Source organism: Arthrobacter gandavensis, from assembly GCF_015355785.1.
Classification (GTDB): Bacteria; Actinomycetota; Actinomycetes; order Actinomycetales; family Micrococcaceae; genus Arthrobacter_B; species Arthrobacter_B gandavensis_A.
Genome location: NZ_JADKYW010000006.1, coordinates 191,223 through 206,701, shown reverse-complemented (window position 1 = coordinate 206,701; position 15,479 = coordinate 191,223). Strand labels below are relative to the sequence as shown.

At 68.2% G+C, this 15,479-nt stretch carries 16 protein-coding genes and 1 pseudogene; 12 read left to right on the top strand and 5 right to left on the bottom strand.

What is annotated here, in order from left to right; genetic code table 11:
- The 4 genes and pseudogenes from ITX31_RS12715 to ITX31_RS12700 all read right to left on the bottom strand — a co-directional run.
- Positions 1–333, bottom strand: a pseudogene (locus ITX31_RS12715) (HNH endonuclease); the annotation flags it as partial.
- Between the two features lie 465 nt (positions 334–798).
- Positions 799–1,356: a hypothetical protein gene (locus tag ITX31_RS12710; RefSeq protein ID WP_194783799.1), complete on the bottom strand. Its 558-nt coding sequence runs from the start codon at positions 1,354–1,356 to the stop codon at positions 799–801.
- Positions 1,357–1,553: 197 nt separating this feature from the next.
- Positions 1,554–1,988, bottom strand: a complete 435-nt coding sequence (locus tag ITX31_RS12705) for a DUF1304 domain-containing protein (protein ID WP_228529334.1) — start codon at positions 1,986–1,988, stop codon at positions 1,554–1,556.
- Between the two features lie 110 nt (positions 1,989–2,098).
- Positions 2,099–3,346 (bottom strand): alpha/beta hydrolase, encoded by a 1,248-nt coding sequence (locus ITX31_RS12700; protein WP_194783798.1) that lies wholly within the window; start codon positions 3,344–3,346, stop codon positions 2,099–2,101.
- A 94-nt stretch (positions 3,347–3,440) separates the two neighbouring features.
- Between ITX31_RS12700 and ITX31_RS12695 the strand changes: the two genes are divergently transcribed.
- From ITX31_RS12695 to ITX31_RS12645, 11 genes are all read left to right on the top strand, one after another.
- On the top strand, positions 3,441–3,932 hold the full coding sequence (locus ITX31_RS12695; RefSeq protein ID WP_194783797.1) for a hypothetical protein: 492 nt from the start codon (positions 3,441–3,443) through the stop codon (positions 3,930–3,932).
- A 98-nt stretch (positions 3,933–4,030) separates the two neighbouring features.
- Positions 4,031–4,471, top strand: a complete 441-nt coding sequence (gene msrB, locus ITX31_RS12690; protein ID WP_194784293.1) for a peptide-methionine (R)-S-oxide reductase MsrB — start codon at positions 4,031–4,033, stop codon at positions 4,469–4,471.
- Positions 4,472–4,663: 192 nt separating this feature from the next.
- Positions 4,664–5,101 carry a hypothetical protein gene (locus ITX31_RS12685; protein WP_194783796.1) on the top strand — a complete coding sequence of 146 codons (438 nt, stop codon included), beginning with the start codon at positions 4,664–4,666 and terminating at the stop codon, positions 5,099–5,101.
- Positions 5,098–6,129: a hypothetical protein gene (locus tag ITX31_RS12680; protein ID WP_194783795.1), complete on the top strand. Its 1,032-nt coding sequence runs from the start codon at positions 5,098–5,100 to the stop codon at positions 6,127–6,129. The genes ITX31_RS12685 and ITX31_RS12680 overlap by 4 nt, the downstream gene beginning before the upstream one ends.
- Before the next feature lie 19 nt (positions 6,130–6,148).
- Positions 6,149–7,432 (top strand): V-type ATPase 116kDa subunit family protein, encoded by a 1,284-nt coding sequence (locus tag ITX31_RS12675; RefSeq protein WP_194783794.1) that lies wholly within the window; start codon positions 6,149–6,151, stop codon positions 7,430–7,432.
- Positions 7,429–7,881 (top strand): ATP synthase subunit C, encoded by a 453-nt coding sequence (locus ITX31_RS12670; protein ID WP_194783793.1) that lies wholly within the window; start codon positions 7,429–7,431, stop codon positions 7,879–7,881. Before ITX31_RS12675 ends, ITX31_RS12670 begins: the two co-directional genes overlap by 4 nt.
- Positions 7,878–8,108, top strand: a complete 231-nt coding sequence (locus ITX31_RS12665) for a hypothetical protein (RefSeq protein WP_194783792.1) — start codon at positions 7,878–7,880, stop codon at positions 8,106–8,108. Before ITX31_RS12670 ends, ITX31_RS12665 begins: the two co-directional genes overlap by 4 nt.
- A complete protein-coding gene (locus ITX31_RS12660) occupies positions 8,105–8,629 on the top strand; it encodes a hypothetical protein (protein ID WP_194784355.1) in 525 nt (174 codons plus the stop codon). Before ITX31_RS12665 ends, ITX31_RS12660 begins: the two co-directional genes overlap by 4 nt.
- Positions 8,617–10,392, top strand: a complete 1,776-nt coding sequence (locus ITX31_RS12655; protein WP_323745676.1) for a V-type ATP synthase subunit A — start codon at positions 8,617–8,619, stop codon at positions 10,390–10,392. The genes ITX31_RS12660 and ITX31_RS12655 overlap by 13 nt, the downstream gene beginning before the upstream one ends.
- The gene (locus ITX31_RS12650; protein ID WP_194783791.1) at positions 10,389–11,792 is read left to right on the top strand and encodes a V-type ATP synthase subunit B; all 1,404 of its coding nucleotides are present in this window, start codon (positions 10,389–10,391) and stop codon (positions 11,790–11,792) included. The genes ITX31_RS12655 and ITX31_RS12650 overlap by 4 nt, the downstream gene beginning before the upstream one ends.
- The gene (locus ITX31_RS12645; RefSeq protein ID WP_194783790.1) at positions 11,789–12,376 is read left to right on the top strand and encodes a V-type ATP synthase subunit D; all 588 of its coding nucleotides are present in this window, start codon (positions 11,789–11,791) and stop codon (positions 12,374–12,376) included. The genes ITX31_RS12650 and ITX31_RS12645 overlap by 4 nt, the downstream gene beginning before the upstream one ends.
- A 17-nt stretch (positions 12,377–12,393) precedes the next feature.
- On the opposite strand, the gene ITX31_RS12640 is transcribed toward ITX31_RS12645, so the two are convergent.
- Entirely contained in the window at positions 12,394–13,530 is a 1,137-nt protein-coding gene (locus ITX31_RS12640) for an acetyl-CoA C-acetyltransferase (protein ID WP_194783789.1), read from the bottom strand.
- Between the two features lie 168 nt (positions 13,531–13,698).
- On the opposite strand from ITX31_RS12640, the gene ITX31_RS12635 reads away from it, so the two are divergent.
- The gene (locus ITX31_RS12635; RefSeq protein WP_194783788.1) at positions 13,699–15,327 is read left to right on the top strand and encodes a peptide chain release factor 3; all 1,629 of its coding nucleotides are present in this window, start codon (positions 13,699–13,701) and stop codon (positions 15,325–15,327) included.
- Positions 15,328–15,479: the final 152 nt, after the last annotated feature.

The following is a 15,479-nucleotide window of genomic DNA, read 5'->3' as shown; positions in this document are numbered from 1 at the left end:
CAGGCAGGCTGTCTCCCGGACCAGGAGGGTTGCCCGCCATTCACTGAGCACTCCGGATGCGAGGGCTGCCAGGGTGTGGGGCATTTCGTGGACCAGTGTCTTGCCGAATCCCAGGTGCCGACTGACGCGGTGCGGGGAGTCCCTGCGGGCAAGGGCTACCTGCGCTCCGACACCGCGGCCAAGATGCTCGGCCGGGACACCGGCACGGGCCTGGGCCCGGCGCTGGGAGGCATCAAATGCAGCCGCAGCGCGGGCCTGAACCGCCGCGGCAGCCGATTTCAGTTCCTCCAGTACCCGCAGCAAGTCCACCAGCTCATAGTCGGCCGTCTCCACCAGGTCGGCGCCTGCGAGCGCGGCAGAGAAGCTTCGAACCCTCGCTGTGAGCCGCCGGCCAGGTTCGACCGGGCTGTCGCCACTGGCAACACGGACAGGAAGGGGATGCCGACCGGCACATGGAACATCGGCGTGCATACCCCCTGGATTCCGTACCGGTGGCGCCGGGGCCTTCCGAATTGATTCGAACATGTGTTCGAGTCTAGGCTCCTCCGCCGCTCCCCAGAAGAGCGATTCTACGGGTTCGAGTACTCGTCTTGAGAACCAGCGAGCGCCTGCGAGCTCGGCTCCCACAGCGGGGTTCGAACCCGGCAGAGTACCTGGCGAATCAGGGGACAACTCCTCGGCGAACCAGCCCAGCATGACGAACTGTGGAGGATAACAAGGCGTACACGAACCGCAGAGGTTCCATGGGCAACGACTCCACGCGCTCCCCAAGCGGAGGCTTCCGGTCCTGCCCCGGCCTCAGGACTCGTTCCCGGCCCCTCTTCCAACTCGCCAACCACCCGCAAACGCCGCGACAGCCACCAGTCCCAGCATCGGGAGGACAACCCACGACCCGGCGAGGACGTTAGACCCCAGGTACGCAGCAAAGGCCATCACACCGGTCGCAGCGGTCCGCGCCTCACGGGTACGCAAAGCCAGTGCCAGGAGCGCGGCCCCGTACACCCCGCTATATGTGGTGCTCCACAGCGGAAGCGCCAGGAGCGGTGCCGCGAAGCCAAGCAAAGCCAGGGCGCCGCGCTGCCGCCGCACGCTCAAGCGGCTCTCCTTCCGGGCGACGAAGAAATAGGCCCCGAATAGCACCGCTGCGGGAACCACCAGCGGCAGCAGACCCCAGAACAGATACAGGACCCCCGGAAAGAGTAAAGACAGGTCGGCGGGCTCCCACGGCGTCCTGAATGCGGAATTGCCGCTCAGGACGTACAGGAGGGACAACACTGTCCCAACGCCGACGGCGGACATCAGCGCAGCGCCGGCGTAGGCATCCGCAGCGCAACCAGCAGCTCCCGCCTCACTCACCGAACTAGTCTGCATCTGTCCCTCTCGCCCCGGTCCGGCGAACCGCCTCAGGCAACGCCCCCTGGAAACGCCCGGGAAACGCGCCCGGGAAACGCGCCCAGGCAACGCACCCAGGAAATGGCCTATCCCTGCCACTCAGCAAAGACCCGCCGGAACACGCCGGAACACGCCGGAACACGCCTGAACAGAGGGCCGATTCAAAGTCCCGCAATCAGGAACACCAGTGCCAGCAGCGCCGGACCGGCCTGGATCAGGGCGGGGCGGAGCATCCGGGAATCCTTGAACAGCAGCACCATGCCTGCGAGCATCATGGACGCAGCCGCGAACCCGACGAGGGTAGCCCCGACGGCGGTGTTCCCTGCCCCCAGCAGGAGGACACCGAGGACTGCGCCGACGGCAAGGAAGAGGTTGTAGAAGCCCTGGTTGTATGCGAGCGCCTGGGTGTGGGCTGCCTGCTCACCGTTCGGGATCCGAAACAGCGCCATGGTCGCCGGGGCAGTCCACCGGATCGATTCCAGCACAAAGATGTACACGTGGACGGCAGCAGCAATCAGCGCGAAGACCGAGGCGACGACGAGCATGGTTCCTCCTACGGGTGCCTGGTACCGGACCGCGGCGGACACCATGGACATAAAGACTCCCGGGCCCCGCTTCCGGCTTCCCTCATGCTCGCACCCGGCAACGCCTGCCACAATGAGCCGCCGGGATTGCGGACCCTGCGGGGAAGAACGGCCGGAAGGCGCTAGCGGTGCTCAGCCGGGCGGCGGGTACGCCCCAGGGCAAGCTGCAGCCATCCGGCCACTGTGTCTTCCCACCGGGCAGGATCGACGTTGTATTCGCGGGTATGCCCGCCCTGCGGGAAGCGGACGAAGGTCACCAGGTCAGGATTCTTCTCCGCGAGGTCAGCGGACGGCCCCACCGGCACGAACTCGTCCCTCTCGCTGTGCACGATCAGGACCGGGGTCCGGATTTCCTCGGCCCGGGATACCCAGTCCATGCTCCGCAGGTCCAGCGGTGCGGCGAGCCCGGTCAGGGTCCGTCCGGCGGCGTTGGAGATCAGCCACTGCCCCAGCCTGCCAACCTGCGCGGGAATCCGGTTCAGGCGGGCATGGTGGGCCAGGACCTCCACCCAGTTCACTACCGGACCATCGAGCACCAGTGCGCGGATGTGCCGCTTGAGTGGTGACAGGTCAGCGGTCTGCAGCGCGATCGCTCCGCCCATGGACCAGCCGAAGAGCACGACGTCGCGGGCTCCGTTCTCCAGCGCGTAGCGGATAGCCGCTTCGACGTCGCGCCATTCGGTCAGCCCCAGACCATAACGGCCGTCAGAGGCGTAGGGGGCTTCACCGTCGTTTCGGTACGAGATCAGCAGGCTGGTCATTCCGGCGCGCCTGGCTGCTCCCAGACCGCGGATCGTTTCGGTGCGCTGGGCGCCGCGGCCATGCACCATGATCGCCCAGGTACCCGAATCGTCCAGCGAGCGCACGAGCCAGGCCGGAGCCTTGCCGTTCTCGACGTCGATCTCCACGTCTTCCTGGGGGAAACCGGCGGCTGAAGGCGACGGGTGCATCGCGCCGGACCACCATCCCCGGACGGCAGAGGCGATATCGCCGGAATAAACCTGTTCGACGTCGCGCTGCACGGTACCTTCCCGCGGCACGTAGGAGCGGATCTCACCGATCCTCGCGTGCCCGGCGCCGCGGTTCCAGTACAGGCCGTAGGCTCCCGGAATGGTCGTATCCTCATTCGCGGGCAGGATCACCTGCAGTCCGTGCGGTGAATCGAAAACCGCGAGGATTTCAAGGTTCTCATCCCGTTCCCGGCGGGGCGTGACGATCTGCCGGGCGAAATACACGGCCAGGCCCGACGTCGCAGCGAGGACAGCCGTGGACGCAGCAACACCCATGCCGGCACCGAAAGCCGTCCACTTGACCCACGGCGGAGTCACCGCAGAGGCGGATTCGGCAACTTCGGAAGGAGAGAGAACCATGTCTTCATTCTTACCGAATTTCCTGTCCGCGGGGTAAACGCAGCTTCGCGGCGTACCGGGTGGCGCTGCCGCCCGGAAAAGCTAGGCTGGCTGGATGAACCCAACGATTCTGGTGCTGACGGAAGAAACGCTGAATGAAGCCGATGCCCGCAACCTGGGCTATCTGGCCGAGGACAACCCGGTGCGGTTCGAGGTCCTGGTGCCGGCTGACCCCGGGCGGAACATGCTCGTGGACGTGCTGGATAACCTGAGCCTGCTGGACTTCGCGGCAGCATACCGCAACATCGCAGGCCCGCGCCTGACCCAAAAGCAGGAGGTCAAGGCTGCCGAACAGGAGCTGGCAGAGTCCCTGGACCTGCTGCGGGGACTGGGGTTCGACGCCGATGGCCGGGTGACCGGTGAGAACCCGGTGGAGGCAGTGGTTGAGGAAGCCCGGAATTCACAGGCGCAGCAGGTGGTGGTAATCACCACTCCGCACGCGGTGGAGGACACGTTCGGCACTGACTGGGCCAACGAGGCACAGGACCGGCTGGGCGTCCCGGTACTGCACCTCTACTCCGGATCCACCTTCATTGGCGATTCGTAGCAGCCGCGGATCCCCGGGCTGAAGGAGGCGGGACTTATTGGCCGCCTCCGGACGTTGGAGCAAACATGAGCACGACAGGAACGAACAGTGAGGCGGCAATGAACAGCAGCAATGACACCGGCACGCAGTTCCCGGTCCAGAAGTCCGACGACGAGTGGCGCCGCGAGCTGACACCCGAGGAGTACCAGGTTCTGCGTCAGGCAGGTACGGAACGCCCCTATACCGGAGAGTACTGGGACACGAAGACCGAAGGCGTGTACGCCTGCCGGGCCTGCGGTGCGGAACTCTTTACCAGCAGCGAAAAATTCGACTCGCACTGCGGCTGGCCCTCCTTCTTCGCACCGCTTGCCGAAGGCAAGGTGCGCTACCTGCACGACCGCAGCATGGGCATGGACCGCATTGAGGTTCGCTGCGCCAACTGCGACTCCCACATGGGACACCTGTTTGAGGGCGAGGGATTTGATACCCCCACCGACCAGCGGTACTGCATCAACTCGGTCTCCATCAAGCTGGTGCCGAAGACCGCGGACGGGAACTAGCCCCGCGCCGGGCAGATGCCTGTCCGGCCATTGTGCCCCCCGGTAGCCCGCCGTACGCTCGAATAACGGGTCAAACACGTATTTGGCCCAGCGTACGGCGGGCTTTTCTGTGCCCGCCCGCTGGACTGGACAGGCGGGGAGCCGCTCCCGGCGCAGCAGCTTCTTCACGCCCATCCCGGAGGTGCATGAGCTTTGGCACGGCCTACCATTCTGGACCGGTTCCGTCCGGTCGGCGCACCGGGGCCCTCCGGGCCTGCGGGGGTTCCGTCCACGGACCAGGAGGGTCCCGGCGCAGAACTCCTTCCGGTATTTGCGGCCCTCCAGCCGGACACCGACGAAGGCCGGGCCCGGGTCGAGGCGGCAGCATCGCAGGCACGGAAGCTGATTGCCGACGCACACGGGCAGGCCGACGCGGAGGTGGCCCAGGCCCGGCTTGACGCCGGTGCGGTCCGTGCACGGGCCGCGGAAGAAGTGACGCAGCAGGCGGCAGCTGCCGACGCAGAACTCCTGGCCCGGGCCCGGAACCGTGCCGATCAGCTCGGCCAGGCCGCCCAGGAACGTCTTCCGGAGCTTGCCGCGAAGATCGCCGGTTCGATTTTCCGGGACTATCTTGGCGGCGGGCCGCCGTGAGGTCGGACTGGGTAGCTGCAACCGTCCGTGCCAAGGCATTGGCCCGAAGGAGGGCCGGTGCCGGACTCTGCCGCGACGCCGCTGCACTGTCCTCCCTTGAGCCGGCCGTGGAGCTCTTTGAGGGGACCGGTTACGGACCCGAGCTCGCCGCCGGCAGGAAGAGCACCGCTGGCCGCAGCGGCAGCCCCGCATCCGGCCCGGAAACTGACCTGGCCAAGGCCCAGCACGCAACGCGCCGCAGCGTGCTCTGGCAGCTGCGCGTGCTGGCGGGCTGGCTCCCGGTCTCCGGCGCGAGGATGGTCCGGGCCGCCGGAGCCGCCTTCGAGCTGGCCAACATCACGGTGCTCACCCGGCGGCTGCAGCAGGACGCAGCTGAGGACGCCGGAACGCCGGCCCGCCCCGGCGTCGCACTGCCCGAATACTTTGAGCTGGGCGGGCTGGCGACCGCCTGGCCGCGGTTGTCCCGTGCAGTAAGCACCACGGAGCTGGTGGACATGCTGCGCACCAGCCCCTGGGGCGACCCGGGGAGTCCGGAGGACGCAGCGGACACCCTCGGTGCGGTCTGGATGCGCAGGCTCGCCGCAGCGGCACCGCAGACGGGCAGCTGGATGGTTGCCGGCGCCGCTCTGCTGGCAGCCCGCCGCGTGCTCGTCCTGTCCAGCGAAAGCAGTGGCGGTGCCGGGACCCGCCGCGAACCCGCCAACCGGTTGAACTCGCTGTTGCAGCCGATGATCGGCGGGAGCTGGCAGCAGGCCCAGGACCTCGCGTCCCTGCGGGCAGCGCTGCCCGCAGCCGCTGCACCGGCGCTCAGAGGCATCGAGGATCCCGCTGACCTTTGGCGAGCCGAAGCCGCACTGAGGGCGCTCGTTGAGGAGGACGCCTTCCGGCTGCTGCGTTCCGGCCTTCCGGGGCCGGATGTTGCAGTCGGGGCTGTCGCCGTCCTCGCCGTCGACGCCTGGCGCGTGCGTGCCGCCCTGGCCGCAGCGGCCGCGGGCGGCGGAAGCGAGGTGCTTGATGCAGTGGCGTGAGACCCTGAGCCCAGTTCGGATGGACCGCGTCGCGGTCATTGCACCGGCCGGACGCACGCGGGAAGCACTCAAAGAGGTCGCCCGCAGCGCCGCCGTCGAGCTCGCGCTCCCCTATACACCGGGCGACGGGCCTGACGAGCTGGACCGTGCCGCCGAAGCCGCCGTGGAGCACTCCGGTGTCTCCGGCCTCGTGGGCTGGGCGCCATCGCGCCGGGTACCGGAACTGCAGGAGGCGCTCAAGCCGCTGGGTGCCGGCGTCGTGCCCCTGAAGGCGCCCCGCGGTGTCCAGCCGCCCACCCTGCTCACCGGCAACGAAGGCCGCACCCGCCGGGCCCCGAAACTCTCCCGGCTGCTCGTGGACACATACACCACCGTGCCCTACGCGGACGTCGACCCGGCGCGGCTGGCCGGGCTGGCGTACGTGGTCATGTTCGGCATGATGTTCGGTGACGCCGGGCAGGGGCTGCTGCTGGTGATTGCCGGACTTCTCGTCCGTTCCGGCAGGATCGCAGGAATCCGGCGCTTCCAGCGCACCTGGCTGTTCATCTTCGGTGCCGGCCTGGCGGCAGTGTTCTTCGGCGTGCTGTACGGGGAATTCTTCGGACCCACCCAGGTGCTGCCGGTGATCTGGCTGGAACCGGTCGAAAACCCCATACCCCTGCTCATCGCCGCCCTGATCTTCGGCGCCGTCCTGCTGGCCCTGGCGTTCACGGTGGGCACCATCAACCGGGTCCGGGAGGGCGGGTGGGGTTATGCCCTCTACGCCCGGACCGGGCTGGCCGGTGCAATGCTGTTCCTCGCCGTTGGACTGCTGGCCGGCGGACTGGTGGCCGGCTGGGTGCCCATGGTCGCCGCTGCCGCAGTGCTGGCGGTGCTGGCCCTGGTGCTCATTTTCATTGGGCTGTTCGTTGAGGCAGGCGGCGGAGGGACCGGCACCATGCAGGCGTCCGTGGAGTTGGTGGACACCGTCATCCAGCTCGCTTCGAACCTGGTGTCCTTCACACGCCTCGCCGCGTTCGGCCTGACCCACGCAGCCCTGATGTCCATTGTCTGGCAGGGCACCACCGCGCTGTGGCATCCGGACTGGCGGGCTGTGCTGGCCATTGCCGTGTTCCTGGCAGGCAACGCCATCACCTTTGCGCTGGAAGGGCTGGTCGCGGCAATCCAGGCACTGCGGCTGGAGTACTACGAGCTGTTCTCCCGCATCTTCACGGACGAAGGCCGTCCGTTCAAACCCTGGAGCCCCCAGCTGCCCGAAACCGCGGCATCCGGACCGTCCACCACCGAAAGGCAAACGCCATGAACCCCTGGTTTGCCAGCATTCCCCTGGCACTGATCATCACCACCGCGCTGGCCGGCGGAGCACTCTGGTTCCTGCGGCGCCGGCGCGGAGCGGGCATCAAGGTGATGCTTGGCGTGAACGGCCTGATCATGGCCGGAGCCCTGGCGCTGCTCGCCGCAGCCTTTGCGGCGGCACCTGCTTCCGCGTCCGGCGGGGCGGCGGAAACAGCGGTGTCCATGGCCACGGACGGCAGCGACAGCTCCAGTGCGGCCCTCCTCGGCGCCGCGATCGCCGTCGCCGGTTCTTCGATCGGTGCGGCCATCGCCGTGGCGTACACCGGATCGGCTGCGCTCGCGGCCATGAGCGAACGCCCGGAGATCTTCGGCCGGGCCATGGTGGTGGTTGGCCTGGCTGAAGGCATCGCAATCTACGGGCTCATCATTTCGATCATCCTGATCGGCCAGGCATGAGCACCCGGCCGGTCATTGCCGCGCTGGGCGCACCGGCGATCCTGGCCGGCTACGAGCTGGCCGGTGCCCTGCTGGTTCCCGCGGACTCGGACGAGGACGTCCGGCGGGCCTGGTCGCAGCTTCCGGAAGGCACCGCCGTCGTGATCCTGACCAGTGACGCCGCTGCCGCACTGAACGGCAGCCTGAATGATCCGGCGGCTCCCCTGACCGTAGCTCTGCCCGCATGAGCAGCCTTCCCCGCGCCGCCGGCCCGGCACTGGCAGCGATCCGCGAAGCCATCAGCTCCGGGGCCGCCGCGCAGGCCAAAACCATCCTGGGCACGGCGGAACGGCAGGCAGCGGACATCCGTGAACGCGGACGAACCGAGGCGGAGCAGATCCGCGGCCGGGCAGAGGCCGACGGCCGCGAAGCAGCGCGGGCTGAAGCCGTGCTGCGCTCCGCCCGGGCACGGCGCAGCGCCGGCGGCACGGTTCTGGCCCGCGAAGAGGAACTGCGCGGACAGCTGCACCGGCAGGTCCAGGCCGAGGCAGCGAAACTCCGCGCTGATCCACGCTATCCGGCTCTGCTTAACGCCCTCCGGGACCAGGCATACCGGCTCCTGGGGCCGGACGCGCAGATCGAGGAGGCTCCGGCCGGCGGGATCACCGCCGTACGCGGCTCACGCAGCGTGGACCTGTCCCTGCCTGCCCTCAGCAGGGCGGCAATGGAACGCTACACCGGAGAGGTGCGTGCCCTGTGGCAGGACTGAACGCCGGAGGAACCCCCCGCGAGCCGCAGCCCGGCACCACCGGCGGCAGGATCCGCCGGGTAAGCGGCCCGCTGGTCGAAATCAGCGGACTGCCGGACGTCTCCATGCTGGAACTGGTTGCCCTTGGACCGGACCGGATCCCGGCAGAGACAATCGCCGTCAACGGCGATGACGCCGTCCTGCAGGCGTACGAGTACACCGGCGGACTAAAAGCCGGCGACGCCGCGGAAGGCACCGGCCACCAGCTCTCCGCACTGCTGGGGCCACACCTGCTGGGACAGGTCTTTGACGGCCTGCTCCGGCCGCTGTCCTCGGCCCCCCTGTGGCTCAGCGCGGACCGGAAAGACGCCGCGGAGGACCCTTTGGTGCTGGACCGGCAGTGGAAGTTCGAGCCGCAGGCTTCCGTCGGGGACACGGTAACCCCGGGGCAGGTGCTTGGCACAGTGCCCGAAGCGGGCAGTGTGCCCTTCCGGGTGACCGTCCCGCCCGGTGTCGAAGGTGAACTCACCTGGCTCGGCGCCGGAACGCTGCGACCGCTTGAACGTGCCGCGGTGGTTGCCGGCACGGAGATTCACCTGACCCAGCAGTGGCCGGTCCACCGGCCCCGCCCGGTCAGCTCACGCCTCACCGACTCCGTGCCCATGCACACCGGGCAGCGGGTGCTGGACCTGATGTTTCCACTTCCGCGCGGTGCCGCCGCGGCCGTTCCCGGCGGCTTCGGAACCGGCAAGACGCTGCTCCTGCAGCAGATCGCCAAATGGTCCGACGCCGATGTGATCGTATACGTGGGCTGCGGCGAGCGCGGCAATGAGATGGCGGACGTCCTTGACGGGCTCAGCCAGCTGGAGGATCCGCGCACCGGCGGTGCCCTGCTGGAACGGACCGTGATCATAGCCAACACCTCCAACATGCCCATGATGGCGCGCGAAGCCAGCATTAACACCGGAGTCACCGTCGCAGAGTTCTTCCGGGACATGGGCTACCACGCGGTGGTGATCGCCGACTCCACATCCCGGTGGGCCGAGGCGCTGCGGGAGTTCGCCAACCGAAACGGCGACCTGCCTGCCGAAGAGGGGTATCCGGCGTCGCTCGCCTCGGAACTCGCCGCATTCTACGAACGGGCCTCACTGGCCGTCACCCTGGGCGGGGAAACGGCGTCGGTGACCGTGATCGGTGCCGTCTCCCCTCCGGGAGGCGACATGAGCGAGCCCGTCACCACCGGCACCCAGCGCTTTGTCCGCTCGCTCTGGCAGCTGGACCGGGACCTGGCCTACTCACGGCACTATCCGGCGGTCAGCTGGCGCGGATCCTTCTCCCGCGACGCCGATGCCCTGGGCCGCTGGCACGCGGCCAACGGCGACCCGGAATGGGCAGCCCGCCGCGCCCGTGCCGGGCTGATCCTGGCCGAGGCGGACCGGCTCTCCGCCCTGGCTGAAATCATCGGAGCGAACTCCCTGCCGGGCCACGAACAGGTGGTGCTGCTGGGCGGACGGCTGCTGCGCGACGGTGTGCTGGTGCAGAACGCGCTCAGCGCCAATGACGGATACTGCTCGGCAGCGAAAGGCGCGGCACTGCTGCAGGCCGTGCTGGACACCGTTGACGCCTGCCAGGACCTGGTGGCCCGCGGCGTTCCGCCGGCCACGGTTGATGCGTTCGACTTCTCCCCGCTGCTGCGCCTGCGTGAGTCCGCCGGGCCCGCCGACGCCGAGGGCGTTACCGAACGCGCAGCGGCCTTCCTGGCCGAACTAAAGGAGCTGCAATGACCGTCCCGAACCGGAACCTGGTCTCCCACCGCGATGTGCGTGAACTGCGCGGACCGCTCATGGTCCTGGGCGATGCCCACGGTGTGGGCTGGGACGAGTTCGCCGACGTCGACGTGGACGGCGGCCGCGAGCGCCACGCCCTGGTGCTGGAGGTCAACGACGACCAGGCCCTGCTGCAGGTCCTGGAAGGAACGGACGGAATGCGGCTGGGCGGGATCTCGGTGCGGTTCAAGGGCCAGCCGCTGCACATCCCGGTGGGTCCGGAGTGGCTGGGCCGGGCCTGCAACGGACGCGGCGAACCGCTCGACGGCGGTCCTCCGATTACGGCCGACACGGTGGAGCCGGTGGGCGGCTGGCCGCTGAACCCGGTCTACCGGATTCCGCCCATGGAAGCCGTCATCACTGGCATTTCCGCCATCGATGCCCTCACCACGCTGGTTCGGGGCCAGAAACTGCCGATCTTCTCCGTTCCCGGGCTGCCGCACCTGGCCCTCGCAACGCAGATCGCCGCCCAGTCCCGGACCGGCGGACGGAATTTCCGGGTGGTCTTCGCAGCCATGGGCATGACCCACGCTGACATTGCCTACATCCGGGACCGGCTGGAGGAACGCTCCGGCGCCGGTGAACTGGTGCTGCTGCTGAATGCGGCGGATGATCCGGTGATCGAACGGATCCTGACTCCGCGGATCGCCCTGAGCATCGCCGAGCACCTGGCGTATGAGGAGGGCAGCGACGTCCTGGTGGTCATGAGTGACATGACCAGCTACGCCGAAGCCGTCCGGGAAGTCTCTGCGGCACGGAAGGAGATTCCGGCGCGGCGCGGCTACCCCGGTTATCTCTACAGTGACTTGGCCACCCTGTATGAACGCTGCGGCCGGGTCCAGGGCCGCGAGGGGTCCGTAACGATCGTCCCGGTGCTGACCATGCCGTCGGGCGACATGACCCATCCGGTACCGGACCTGACCGGTTACATCACCGAAGGGCAGATTGTGCTCTCCCCGGAGGTCGGCGCACGGGACATCTATCCTCCCGTCGACGTGCTCTCCTCCCTGTCCCGGCTGATGCGCTCCGGCGCAGGCGGGGGGCGCACCCGTGAGGACCACCTGGATGTTGCGGCGCAGGTGCTCGCCGCGATGGCCCGGGCACGGCAGGCTTCGGAGCTCGCGGAGCTGGTGGGCCAGGAAGCCCTCGGCGAGGCAGACCGCGCCTACATCGAGTTCCGGTCCGTGGTGGAGCAGAAACTGCTCAACCAGGGGGTGGATGAATACCGCTCCCTGGACGAAACCCTGGGGCTGGCGTGGGAAGCCCTGGGCGTCCTGCCGCGCCGTGAGCTGAGCATGCTCGCCCCGGAGCTGCTGGACAGGTACCTTCCGGGACCGCTCGGCGGAGCACGGCTGTGAGCGGCACCGGGCGGGCAGCACGGGCCGAATCGGAGCGACGGCTTGAAACGGCGCGGCACGGGGCGGAGCTGCTGGACCGCAAGCAGCAGATCCTGCGGATCGCCATCGGCAACCGGGCCGAATCATCCGAGCAGAGCCTGCAGCGCTTCCTCGAAGCTGCGTCCCGCGCGGCCCGCTGGCTCGGACGGTCACTGGCACTGGACGGACTGGGACACATCCGCGAAGCAGTGCCGGACTCCCTTGCCGAGGCCGAGATCCGCTGGGGCGGAGCCATGGGCATGGCCTACCCCGAGGACACGGCCGTCAAACTGCCGCACCGGATGCCCTCCACGGGCTCCTCCGCGCTCGCCTACGCTGCCGCGGCACACCGCGAGGCGCTCGCCGCCGCCGTGGTCCATGCCGCCGATGCACGGGCGCTGCTCCTGCTCAGACGGGAACTCGCCGCGACCCGCACCCGGCAGCGCGCCGTCGAGCACCGGTGGATACCCAAGCTGGAAGCGGACCTCGAACAGATCCAGCGCAGCCTCGCTGAGCAGGAACTCGAGGAGAGCCTGCGCCTGCGCTGGGCTGCGGGCTCGGTCTAGGCCGGGACGTCCTCCACTCAGCCGAGGCGCTCAATGATCGTGACGTTGGCCTGGCCGCCGCCCTCGCACATGGTCTGCAGTCCGTAGCGCCCGCCGGTGCGCTCCAGTTCGTGGAGGCGCGCACCCGTGGCGCCGATCGGGTGGCCCAGGGAGATCCCGCCGCCGTTGACGTTCACCCTGGACATGTCTGCGTCCAGCTCCCGCTGCCAGGCCAGGACCACGGAGGCGAACGCCTCATTGATCTCGATAAGGTCCATCTGGTCCAGGCTCATGCCGGTGCGCTTGAGTGCGTGCCGGGTGGCTTCGATGGGAGCGCTGAGCATCATGACCGGGTCATCCCCGCGGGCAGAGATGTGGTGGATGCGGGCGCGCGGTGCCAGGCCGTAACGGCGGACGGCGTCTTCCGAGGCCAGCAGGAGCACGGCGGCAGCGTCCGAAATCTGCGACGACGTCGCGGCGGTCAGCTTCCCTCCCTTCCGCAGCGGTGCCAGGGATTCGATCTTCTCCCGGTTGGGCACACGTGGGCCTTCGTCCGCCGTCATCCCGGCGACCGGGAGGATCTCGCGGTCGAAGCGGCCCCGGGCCTGGGCGGCAAGCGCCCGTTCATGGGAGCCGACGGCGAAGTCCTCCATTTCGGCGCGGCTCAGGCCCCAGCGGTCCACCATCATCTCCGCGCCGATGAACTGCGAGATGGGCTGCTTACCGTACCGGGCTTCCCAGCCGGCAGAACCGGCAAACGGGTTGGGGAAACCGAGCTCCGCCGCGGCCGTGTTGGCGAAGCCGATGGGCACCGCGGACATGCTCTGCGCCCCCCCGGCAATCACCAGGTCGCTCGTGCCGCTCATCACCGCCTGCGCAGCATAGGAAACTGCCTGCTGTCCCGACCCGCACTGGCGCTCGACAGTGGTTCCCGGCACCCGCTCAGACAGTCCGGCGGCCAGCCAGGCGGTGCGGGCTATATCCATGGCCTGCGGTCCCACCTGGTCGATGCATCCCAGGATCACCTCGTCGAACTCATCGGATTCCAGTCCCGTGCGCCGCACCATTTCACCCAGGACGGCGGCGGCCAGGTCCGCGGGGTGGATCCCGCTCAGTCCCCCGCCGCGCCGTCCCACCGGAGTACGCAGCGCATCGATAATGAATGCCTCAGCCATGGCCGGCCCCTTTGCCGCTCGTTCATCTGTGTCCTGCACCACGTTACCGGTCCGCTGCGGGACCCCGCTGCGCTAACGGCTAGAATGGAAAGGCTGTCCCCACGGGCAGCGCTGCCGCGGGCGACCAGCCCTCCGGCCCTCCTTCCCACCACATGTGAAAGCAGCGGAGTGTCCCAACAGGTATCCACCACCGTCAGCGCCACCGCCACCAGGGAGATCCTCAAGGAGTCCGCCCGCCGGCGCACCTTTGCCGTCATCTCCCACCCCGATGCCGGCAAGTCCACCCTCACGGAAGCGCTTGCCCTGCACGCCAGGGTCATCGGCACGGCAGGGGCCACCAACGGCAAGGAAAACCGCCGCGAAACAGTCTCCGACTGGATGCAGATGGAAAAGGACCGCGGCATCTCCATTAGCTCCACGGCCCTGCAGTTCGCCTACCGGGACACCGTCATCAACCTGCTGGACACCCCGGGCCACGCGGACTTCTCCGAGGACACCTACCGTGTCCTGGCCGCCGTGGACTGCGCGGTCATGCTGGTGGACGCCGCCAAGGGCCTGGAAACCCAGACCATGAAGCTCTTCGAAGTCTGCCGCGCGCGCAACCTGCCGATCATCACCGTCATCAACAAGTGGGACCGCCCCGGCCTGGACCCGCTGGCGCTCATGGACGAAATCACCGAGCGCACCGGACTGGCCCCCATGCCGCTGACCTGGGCGATCGGCATCGCCGGCGACTTCCGCGGAGTCTGGGACCTGCAGAAGGATGAATACGTCAGCTTCGAACGGCAGAACTCCGGCGCCTCCCTGGCCAAGGAGGATCACTTCACCCCGGAACAGGCGCTGGAGCGCGAAGGCGATGCGTGGACCGATTCCCTGGACGAGGCCGAGCTGGTCATTGACGGCCGGGAATTCGACCGGGACGCCTTCCTGGGCGCCAAGGCCACCCCCATCCTCTTCTCCTCCGCCGCCCTGAACTTCGGCGTCAAGCAGATCCTTGATGCCCTGGTGGACCTTGCCCCGTCAGCTGCGCCGCGCGAGGACAAGGACGGCGGACTTCGCCCCGTCGAGGCCCCCTTTTCCGGATTCGTCTTCAAGGTCCAGGCCGGCATGAACCGTGCCCACCGGGACCACGTAGCGTTCATCCGTGTGTGCTCCGGAATCTTCGAGCGCGGCATGGTGGTGACGCATTCAAACACCGGCAAGACCTTCGCCACGAAGTACGCCCAGCACCTGTTCGGACGCGAGCGTGAAGTGATTGACCAGGCGTACCCGGGCGACGTCGTCGGGCTGGTTAACGCTTCTGCACTCCGGGTGGGCGACAGCCTCTATGTGGAGGAACCGGTGGAGTATCCGCCCATTCCGTTCTTCTCCCCCGAACACTTCCGGGTTGCACGGTCCCAGGATCCCAGCCGGTACAAGCAGTTCCGCCGAGGCATTGACCAGCTTGAGCACGAAGGGATCATCCAGGTGCTCCGCTCCGACCGGCGCGGCGACCAGGCGCCGGTACTCGCCGCCGTCGGACCAATGCAGTTCGAGGTAGTGGAAGACCGCATGACGCAGGACTTCAATGCGCCCATGCGCTACGAACAGCTCTCCTACTCCCTCGCCCGGCTCACTACCGCCGGCGCAGCGGAAATCCTCTCCAACGTGCACGGTGCCGAGGTTCTGGTGCGCACCGACGGAGCATACGTTGCGGTGTTTAACGACATCTGGGCACTGCGCCGCGTGGAGAAGAACCACCCGGAGGTTCCGCTGGCGGTCATCGGCACCGAGTCACCGAACAGCCGCGGCTACTGACGGATACCGGAAGAACGGCTGGGCCAAATCATGCGGCGGATGGCGCGGAGCATAAGCATTGCTTATTTGAAGGGGTATCGAGGCTAAGTTCGCTTGATTTGTGGCTACGCTGGGGCCATCGCCTCTTCCCGCGCCGGGGAGTTCGTGCAACC